The sequence below is a fragment of the Aeromicrobium sp. genome (assembly GCF_050700635.1).
Taxonomy (GTDB): Bacteria; Actinomycetota; Actinomycetes; order Propionibacteriales; family Nocardioidaceae; genus Aeromicrobium.
On the sequence record NZ_JBOHDT010000198.1, the window covers coordinates 1 to 8,656 of the forward strand.

7 protein-coding genes are annotated in these 8,656 nt (G+C 67.3%); all 7 read left to right on the forward strand.

What is annotated here, in order from left to right; genetic code table 11:
- Nucleotides 1-183: 183 nt before the first annotated feature.
- Nucleotides 184-1,131, forward strand: coding sequence for an electron transfer flavoprotein subunit alpha/FixB family protein (locus ACRDPN_RS15400; RefSeq protein WP_431449560.1), 948 nt, complete (start codon nt 184-186; stop codon nt 1,129-1,131).
- Between the two features lie 238 nt (nt 1,132-1,369).
- Nucleotides 1,370-2,956, forward strand: coding sequence for a peptide ABC transporter substrate-binding protein (locus tag ACRDPN_RS15405; RefSeq protein ID WP_431449561.1), 1,587 nt, complete (start codon nt 1,370-1,372; stop codon nt 2,954-2,956).
- Nucleotides 2,957-3,040: 84 nt separating this feature from the next.
- A complete protein-coding gene (locus tag ACRDPN_RS15410) occupies nt 3,041-3,967 on the forward strand; it encodes an ABC transporter permease (protein WP_431449562.1) in 927 nt (308 codons plus the stop codon).
- Entirely contained in the window at nt 3,960-4,934 is a 975-nt protein-coding gene (locus ACRDPN_RS15415) for an ABC transporter permease (protein WP_431449563.1), read from the forward strand. Before ACRDPN_RS15410 ends, ACRDPN_RS15415 begins: the two co-directional genes overlap by 8 nt.
- Nucleotides 4,931-6,634, forward strand: a complete 1,704-nt coding sequence (locus ACRDPN_RS15420; RefSeq protein ID WP_431449564.1) for a dipeptide ABC transporter ATP-binding protein — start codon at nt 4,931-4,933, stop codon at nt 6,632-6,634. The genes ACRDPN_RS15415 and ACRDPN_RS15420 overlap by 4 nt, the downstream gene beginning before the upstream one ends.
- Nucleotides 6,635-6,697: 63 nt before the next feature.
- The gene (locus ACRDPN_RS15425) at nt 6,698-7,375 is read left to right on the forward strand and encodes a hypothetical protein (RefSeq protein ID WP_431449565.1); all 678 of its coding nucleotides are present in this window, start codon (nt 6,698-6,700) and stop codon (nt 7,373-7,375) included.
- On the forward strand, nt 7,375-8,656 hold a 1,282-nt coding region (locus ACRDPN_RS15430; RefSeq protein ID WP_431449566.1), incomplete at its 3' end, for a DNA polymerase Y family protein. The genes ACRDPN_RS15425 and ACRDPN_RS15430, both read left to right, overlap by 1 nt.

The following is an 8,656-nucleotide window of genomic DNA, read 5'->3' on the forward strand; positions in this document are numbered from 1 at the left end:
TGAGCGACCTCGGCGTCGACGCCGGCTCGGTCGGCCTCGACGCCGCCTGGACGAAGGTCGAGTCATTCGAGCCGCGTCCGCCGCGCAGCGCCGGCGAGATCGTCACCGACGAGGGAGACGGCGGCACCAAGCTCGTCGAGTTCCTCGCCTCCAAGAAGTTCGTCTGAGAAGGAGCCCCAGACCATGAGTGAAGTTCTCGTCCTGATCGACGCTCCCGAGGGCACGGTCACCAAGCCCTCGCTGGAGCTCCTGACCATCGCCCGCAGCATCGGGGAGCCGTCTGCCGTGATCTTCGGGTCCGAGGCACCTGGCGCGCTCGCCGAGTACGGCGCCGAGAAGATCTACCAGCTCGACGACGCCGTCTTCGGCGAGTACCTCGTCGGCCCCAAGGCCGAGGCCCTCGCGCAGCTCGTCGCCGACAAGAGCCCAGCCGCGGTGCTCGTGCCCTCGACGTTCGAGGGCAAGGAGATCGCCGCCCGCGTCGCGCTGAAGTCCGAGTCCGGCCTCATCACCGATGCCGTCGACGTCTCCGTCGACGGCGACTCCATCACCACGACGCAGTCGGTGTTCGCGGGCAACTTCACCGTGAAGGCCACGGTGTCCAAGGGTGTGCCCATCATCGCCGTCAAGCCGAACTCCATCACTCCGGAGGCCTCGTCGGGCGCCGGAGCCGTGGAGGCCGTCTCGATCGACGTCTCCGACGCGGCCAAGGGCGCCAAGATCACGTCCAGCAAGCCGAAGGAGGACTCGGGCCGCCCCGAGCTCACCGAGGCCGCGATCGTCGTCTCCGGCGGCCGTGGCACCGGTGGCGACTTCGGCGAGGTCGAGGCGTTCGCCGACTCCCTCGGCGCCGCCGTGGGCGCCTCGCGCGCGGCCGTAGACTCCGGCTGGTATCCGCACTCGTTCCAGGTCGGCCAGACCGGCAAGACGGTCTCGCCGCAACTGTACGTGGCCAACGGTATCTCCGGTGCCATCCAGCACCGGGCCGGCATGCAGACGTCGAAGACCATCGTCGCGGTCAACAAGGACGAGGAGGCGCCGATCTTCGAGCTCGTCGACTTCGGCGTCGTCGGCGACCTCAAAGCCGTCCTTCCGCAGGCCACCGAGGAGATCAAGAAGCGCAAGGGCTGAGACCCGCAGCCATCGGAAGGACGCCCCGAGCTCGGCTCGGGGCGTCCATCTGCGTCATGGCCCGTTAGAACCATGCGCGCATGGCCTATCGGGATTAGGTGACAGTTTGATGAAGTAGCTCTCTGGGAGTGTGCCGTGGACCACACCGGGTGATAGCAAGGGATGTCGCACGCGCCTGCGTGCACCCACTTCACAGGAGGAATCAATGCGACTCTCTCGGCGCACACGCCTAGCGGGTGTGGCTCTGATCGCTGCCGGCAGCCTGGTGCTCGCCGCTTGCGGCGGCGGCGGAGACGAGGAGGGCGCGTCGACTGATGCAGTCATCACGTCGTACAGCGTTCAGCCCCAGAACCCACTCGTCCCGACCAACACCAACGAGGTCGGTGGCGGCAACATCGTCGACATGATCTTTGCTGGACTGATCTCGTACAAGGTCGACGGGTCCAGCGAGAACGAGGTCGCCGAGTCGATCGAGTCCGACGACAACCAGACCTGGACGGTCAAGATCAAGGACGGCTGGAAGTTCTCCGACGGCTCGCCCGTCACCGCCTCGTCCTTCGTGGATGCCTGGAACTACGGCGCCGATCCCAAGAACAAGCAGCTCTCGAGCTACTTCTTCTACCCGATCGAGGGCACCGACGACATCGGCAACACCGAGGGTGGCAAGAAAGAGATCTCCGGCCTGAAGGTCGTCGACGACAGCACCTTCACCATCAAGCTGAAGCAGCCCGAGTCCGACTTCCCCGGACGCCTCGGCTACTCGGCGTTCTTCCCGCTGCCCGAGTCGGCCTTCGACGACATGAAGGCCTTCGGCGACAAGCCGATCGGCAACGGTCCGTACACGCTCGAGGCACTCGAGGACAACGTCGAGGCACGCATGCTGCCGAACAAGAGCTACGAAGGCGTCCGCCCGGCCAAGAACGGCGGCATCACGCTGAAGTTCTACACCGATCCCGATGCTGCGTTCTCCGACGTGCAGGCCGGCAACCTCGACGTCCTCGACGACGTTCCGCCCAGCGCGCTGACCACGTACAAGGATGACGACTCGATCCAGGCGTTCAGCGAGCCCGGCTCGCCGAACAGCACGATCACCATCCCTGCATCCCTGAAGGGCTTCGGTGAGAACGAAGAAGGCAAGCTGCGTCGTCAGGCGATCTCCAAGGCGATCGACCGTGCGGAGATCTGCGAGAAGATCTTCGACGGCTCGAGCATCCCGTCCAAGGAGTTCAGCTCGCCGCTGATGCCCGGTTACACCGAGAACATCGAAGGCGCTGACATTCTCGAGTTCGATGCCGCCGAGGCGAAGAGGCTCTGGGACCAGGCCAACGACATCGCCCCGTGGGAGGGCAAGTTCGTGCTCGCCTACAACGGCGACGGTCCGGGCAACAAGGAGTGGGTCGAGGCGCTGGTCAACCAGCTCAACAACACCCTCGACATCAACGCCGAGCCCAAGGCCTTCGCCACGTTCGCGGAGCTGCGCGAGAAGGTCACCAAGCGCACGATCGGAACCGCCTTCCGTACCGGCTGGCAGCCCGACTACCCGTCGGTCTACAACTACCTCGGTCCGATCTTCGGCACCGGTGCCGGTTCGAACGACGGTGACTACAGCAACAAGGAGTTCGACGACCTCATCAAGCAGGCTTCGGGTGCCCAGGACGACGAGGAGCGGTTCAAGCTGCTCGCCGACGCCCAGGCCATCCTGATGGATGAGCTGCCGGCGATCCCGCTGTGGAACCAGAGCATCGCTGCGGCCGCGGCCGATGGTGTGCAGAACGTGGAGTTCAACTGGCAGAACAAGCCAGAGCTCCAGAACATCACCAAGTAGTCCCACCCGAACTGGGGCGGTACCCGCACGGGTACCGCCCCACTTCAATGGTGTAATGGCGCACCAGCGAGGAGGCTTGCGTAAATGTGGTGGTACGTCGGTCGACGCGCACTCCAGGCGATCCCTGTCGTGCTCGGCTCGACCCTCCTGATCTATTCATTGGTCTTCCTGCAGCCTGGCGACCCCATCGTCGCTCTGTTTGGTGAGAAGCCGGTCTCCCCAGCAGTGCGCGACCAGATCGCGGCCCAGTACAACCTCGACAAGCCGTTCCTCGTGCAGTGGCTGCTGTACCTCAAGGGCGCCCTCACCGGTGACTTCGGCGTTTCCTACTCCGGGCAGCCGGTCTCCGAGCTGGTTGCGAAGGCATTCCCGATCACCCTCAAGCTTGCGGTGATGGCCTTGGTCATCCAGGCCGTGCTCGGCATCGCCGCTGGGTTCTATGCCGGCCTCCGCAAGGGCAGGGCCTTCGACTCCAGCATGTTGGTCATCTCGCTCCTCGTCATCGCCGTGCCGATCTTCGTCTTCGGGTTCCTGATGCAGCTCATCTTCGGCGTCAAGCTCGGATGGGCCGCGATCACCGTCGGTGGCGACGCCTCCTTCGAGAACCTGCTACTTCCGGCCATCGTGCTGGGTCTGGTCTCGTTCGCCTACATCCTGCGGCTGACGCGCACGTCGGTGTTCGAGAATCTGACCGCCGACCACGTCCGCACTGCGCGTGCCAAGGGCTTGTCCAGCGCAACGGTCAACCGCAGGCACGTGCTGCGCAACTCCCTGATCCCGGTGACGACCTTCCTCGGTGCCGACCTCGGCACCCTGATGGCCGGTGCCATCGTCACCGAGGGCATCTTCAACATCCCCGGTATCGGCAACCTCGCCTTCCAGGCCATCAACCGCGGCGAGGGCTCCACCGTCGTCTCGGTGGTCACCGTGATGGTCCTCGTCTACGTGGTCATGAGCCTGGTGGTCGACCTGCTTTACGCCCTGCTCGATCCGAGGATCCGTTATGCCTGACATCTCACTCCGGGGGCAGGAGCGGTTCGTCGCACCGCTGGACGAGACGCCCCTGCAGGAGACCGGAACGCTCGACACGTCCCAGCCACCGGAGAGCCAGTGGAAGGAAGCCTGGAAGCAGCTGAGCCGCAACTGGCTGTTCTGGGTGTCGTTGGTGATCTTGACCGTGGTTGCCCTCATGGTGATCGCGCCGGGACTCTTCACCGACGTCGACCCGCGCCGCGCCGACCTCTCGCGCAGCCTCGAGGGACCCAGCGAAGGTCACCCCGCCGGCTTCAACAAACAGGGTTACGACGTCTTCTCACGCACGGTCTACGGCGCCCGCGCCTCGGTCCTGGTCGGGTTCCTGTGCACGCTCCTGGTGACCGTCGTGGGTCTGATCACCGGTGCGGCGGCGGGCTTCTACGGCGCCTTTTTCGATTCGAGTGTCTCGCGCATCGCCGACGTCTTCTTCGCCATCCCGCTGCTGCTGGGCGCCCTGGTCGGCTTGTCCGTCGTGAACAATCTCTTTCCCGACCGCGGGTACTGGGGGGCGATCGCGGCGGTCGTGATTGCCCTTGCGGCGTTCGCCTGGCCGCAGGTCACCCGCATCGCCCGTGGAGCGGTGCTCGAGGTCAAGAACCTCGAGTTCATCGACGCCGCGCGGGCCATCGGTGCCACGCCCCGTCGCAACATGATGCGGCACGTCATCCCCAACTCGTTGGCACCCGTCATCGTCACGGCCACCGTGTCGCTCGGCATCTTCATCGTCGCCGAGGCGACGTTGTCCTTCCTCGGCATCGGCCTGCCGTTCGGTGTGGTGTCGTGGGGCAACGACATCGCCGCGGCGCAGGTGCAGGTCCGCTCCGGCCAGCGGATGGGCGTCATGTTCTGGCCGGCGGGTGCCCTGGCCTTCACCGCTCTGGGCTTCATCCTGCTGGGTGATGCCGTGAGCGACGCCCTCAACCCGAAGAGGAGGAGCGAATGAGCCTCACTCCGGTGCTGGAGATCAAGGACCTCGACGTCGGTTTCGAGTTCCAGAAGAAGATCACCCCGGCCGTTCGTGGTGCCAACCTCGCCGTCTACCCGGGCCAGACGGTGGCCATCGTGGGGGAGTCCGGGTCGGGCAAGTCCACCACCGCCCACGCCATCATCGACCTGCTTCCAGGCACGGGCCGGGTCACCGGCGGGGAGATCATCTTCGAGGGCCAGGAGGTTTCCAAGGCCAAGAAGACCGACATCCTGGCGCTACGCGGTTCGTCGATCGGTCTCGTTCCGCAGGACCCGATGTCGAACCTGAACCCGCTGTGGCGGGTGGGCACCCAGATCAAAGAGGCCCTCGAGGCGAACAACGTCGCCAAGGGCAAGGAGGCCGACGCGCGCGTCGTCGAGCTGCTGAACGAGGCCGGACTTCCCGATGCCGAACGGCGTGCACGGCAGTATCCGCACGAGTTCTCCGGCGGCATGCGTCAGCGTGCGCTCATCGCGATCGGGCTGGCCGCGCGTCCCAAGCTGCTGATCGCCGACGAGCCCACCTCGGCTCTCGACGTCACGGTGCAGAAGCAGATCCTCGACCACCTCGACCGGCTCACCGTCGAGCTGGGTTTCGCGGTGCTCCTCATCACCCACGACCTCGGTCTCGCGGCGGAGCGGGCCGACCATCTCGTGGTGATGTACCGGGGGCAGGTCGTCGAGTCCGGCCCGGCGCTCGACATCTTGAAGGACCCGGAGCACCCGTACACGCAGAGGCTCGTGAAGTCGGCCCCGTCGCTGGCCTCGCGACGCTTGTCGTCGGAGCGGGCGAGGGTGCGCGAGCAAGCCGTGGAGACCGCTGAGGAGATCGCCGCAGAGGTCGCGACGCGCGACGACGAGTTCGGCGTGGGTCAGGGCACGATCATCGAGGCGAAGAATCTCACCAAGGTCTTCACCATCCGTGGTGCACGTCCAGGTTCCTCCTTCGACTTCAAGGCCGTCGACGACGTCTCCTTCCAGCTGCGCCGAGGCACCACCTCGGCGATCGTCGGGGAGTCGGGCTCGGGCAAGTCCACTGTCGCCCGCATGGTGCTCGGGTTGCTCGACTCCACCGAGGGCACGGTGGAGTTCGATGGCGTCGACATCACGACGCTCAAGAGCAAGCGGCAGCAGCTGGCGATGCGACGCCAGATGCAGCCGATCTTCCAGAACCCGTACGCGTCGCTCGACCCGATGTACTCCATCTACCGCTCCATCGAGGAGCCTTTGCGTACGCACGACATCGGCACCAAGAAGGAACGTGAGGCCAAGATCCGCGATCTGCTCGAGAAGGTCTCGCTGCCGGCGTCGGTCATGCGGCGCTACCCGAGCGAGCTGTCCGGCGGACAGCGCCAACGCGTCGCCATTGCTCGCGCGCTCGCCCTCGATCCCGAGGTCGTCATCTGCGACGAGGCCGTGTCGGCTCTCGACGTCCTGGTGCAGGCACAGATCCTCAACCTGCTCAACGACCTCCAGGCCGAGCTGGGTCTGTCGTACCTGTTCATCACTCACGACCTCGCGGTGGTTCGCCAGATCGCCGACAACGTGCTGGTGATGCAGAACGGCAAGGTCGTCGAGTCCGCCACGGTGTCGCAGGTCTTCGACAACCCGCGTGAGGACTACACCAAGAAGCTGCTCGACGCGATCCCCGGCGGAAGCATCGAACTCGGCGCCTAGTGTGTCTCCCTAGGAGCCGCACCCGCGATTGACGTGATCGAACGGTTGTTCGATAATGAATGAATGACCGTTGCCGCTGCTCCGACCCTGGACGAGCTGCGCGAACGTGTCAGCAGCATGCAGGGTCGGCCGGCGGCACAGCCCGTCCGCACCCATCCTGCACTCTCCGGACTGGTGCAGCTGCAGACCGGGTCCAGCTACGGCGCCGGTTCGGCGAGCCTGGCCATGATGCTCTTGGCCGGGCCGTCGGCCGATGGTGCCTGGTGCGGGATCGTGGGCTCGTCGGAGCTCGGGCTGGAAGCGGCGGCGGCGACCGGTGTCGAGCTGAGTCGCACGATCCTCGTCCCCGACCCGGGTGAGGCATGGCTCGAGGTCACCGCCGCACTCATCGACGTGCTGGGCGTGGTCCTGGTGCGGCCTCCTGCGCCGGTGAGCGACGGCGATGCCGCTCGTCTGGCGGCCCGGCTGCGGCAGCGAGGATCGATCCTCGTCGCTCTGCCGACGAGATGGGGAGACGACTGGCCGCGGTGCGACGCCCGACTCGGCCTGAGCGACGTCGAGTGGGTCGGCCTCGGCAGCGGACACGGGCATCTGCAGGCCCGGCAGGCGACCGTCGAAGTACGTCGCGGGACGGGGTCGCCGGCGTCCGCGCGGTTGTGGCTTCCCGACGTGGATCAGCGGATCCGACCGCTCGATGAGGAGCCTGCTCGGCTGCCCCACCGACTACGGAGCGTCAGCTGATGCGCACCATGGTCGTGTGGTGCCCCGACTGGCCGGTCATGGCCCTGCTGGCCGACCTGCCGGCTGGTACACCTGCCGCGGTGCTCGACAGTGCACCTGGTCGAGGGGGTCAGGTGCTGGCGTGCTCGCAGTCGGCACGCGCCGACGGCGTTCGCCGCGGGATGCGACGTCGTGATGCCCAGTCACGGTGCCCGGAGCTGACGCTCGCCGACCATCGTCCTGAGGCCGACGCGCGGGCGTTCGAGGATGTCCTCATCGCCATCGAGGAGCTCAGCCCGGGCGTGGCGCCGCTGCGTCCGGGCCTGTGCGCGCTGCGCGTGCCGGCGCGGTTCTACGGTGGCGAGGTCGAGGCGGGTGCCGTCATCGCCGAGCGGCTGGTGGCTCTCGGCGTCTGGGACGTCCGCCTCGGTGTCGCCGACGGCTTGTTCGCTGCCGAGCAGGCCGCCCGCCGGGCCCTCGCCCAGGACTGCCTGGTGGTGGGGGCGGGGGAGTCGGCCGCGTTCCTCGCCGCCCTGCCCGTGGAGACCCTCGACGCCCCCGACCTGGTCAGCCTGCTGCGCCGGATGGGCCTGACCACCCTCGGAGCGTTCGCTGACCTCGCCCCGGCCGACGTGCACACCCGGTTCGGCAGCCACGGCGAGCTGCTGCACCGGTTCGCCCGGGGCCTCGACCCGCATCCGGTCTCGCGTCGCGCGGTGCCACCCGAGCTCGAGGCCACCCTGGCGCTCGAACCGCCCCTCGACCTCGTCGAGCCGATCGCGTTCAGCCTGCGCACCACGGCCGAGGCGTTCGTCCGCGGCCTGGCCGCGCACGGTCTGGTGTGCACCACGGTGCGCATCGAGGTCGACTGCGACGGCACGCTGGCGTCGTCCCGGCGCTGGCTGCATCCACGCTGGTTCGGCGCCGCCGACGTCGTCGACCGTCTGCGCTGGCAGCTGCAGGCTGGTGGCATCGATGCACCCGTCGATGCGGTCCGGCTCGTCCCCGAGGTCGCCGAGCCACTCGCAGATCATGCCGACAGCCTGTTCGGCGGTGCACCGGACGACAGGATCGCCGGCGGGGTGGCGCGGGTGCAGAGCATGGTCGGCCACGAGGCGGTCCGCGCCGCCGGAGTGCAGGGCGGACGCGGCCCGGCCGACCGTGCACTGCAGGTGCCCTGGGGCGAGCGGGCTGTCGGTGCGCGATCCACCCACGCGCCGTGGCCGGGCAGCATCCCCCCACCCGCACCCGCCACGGTGTTCGTCGAGCCGCGCGAGGCCCTCGTGGTGGGGGCCGAGGGCC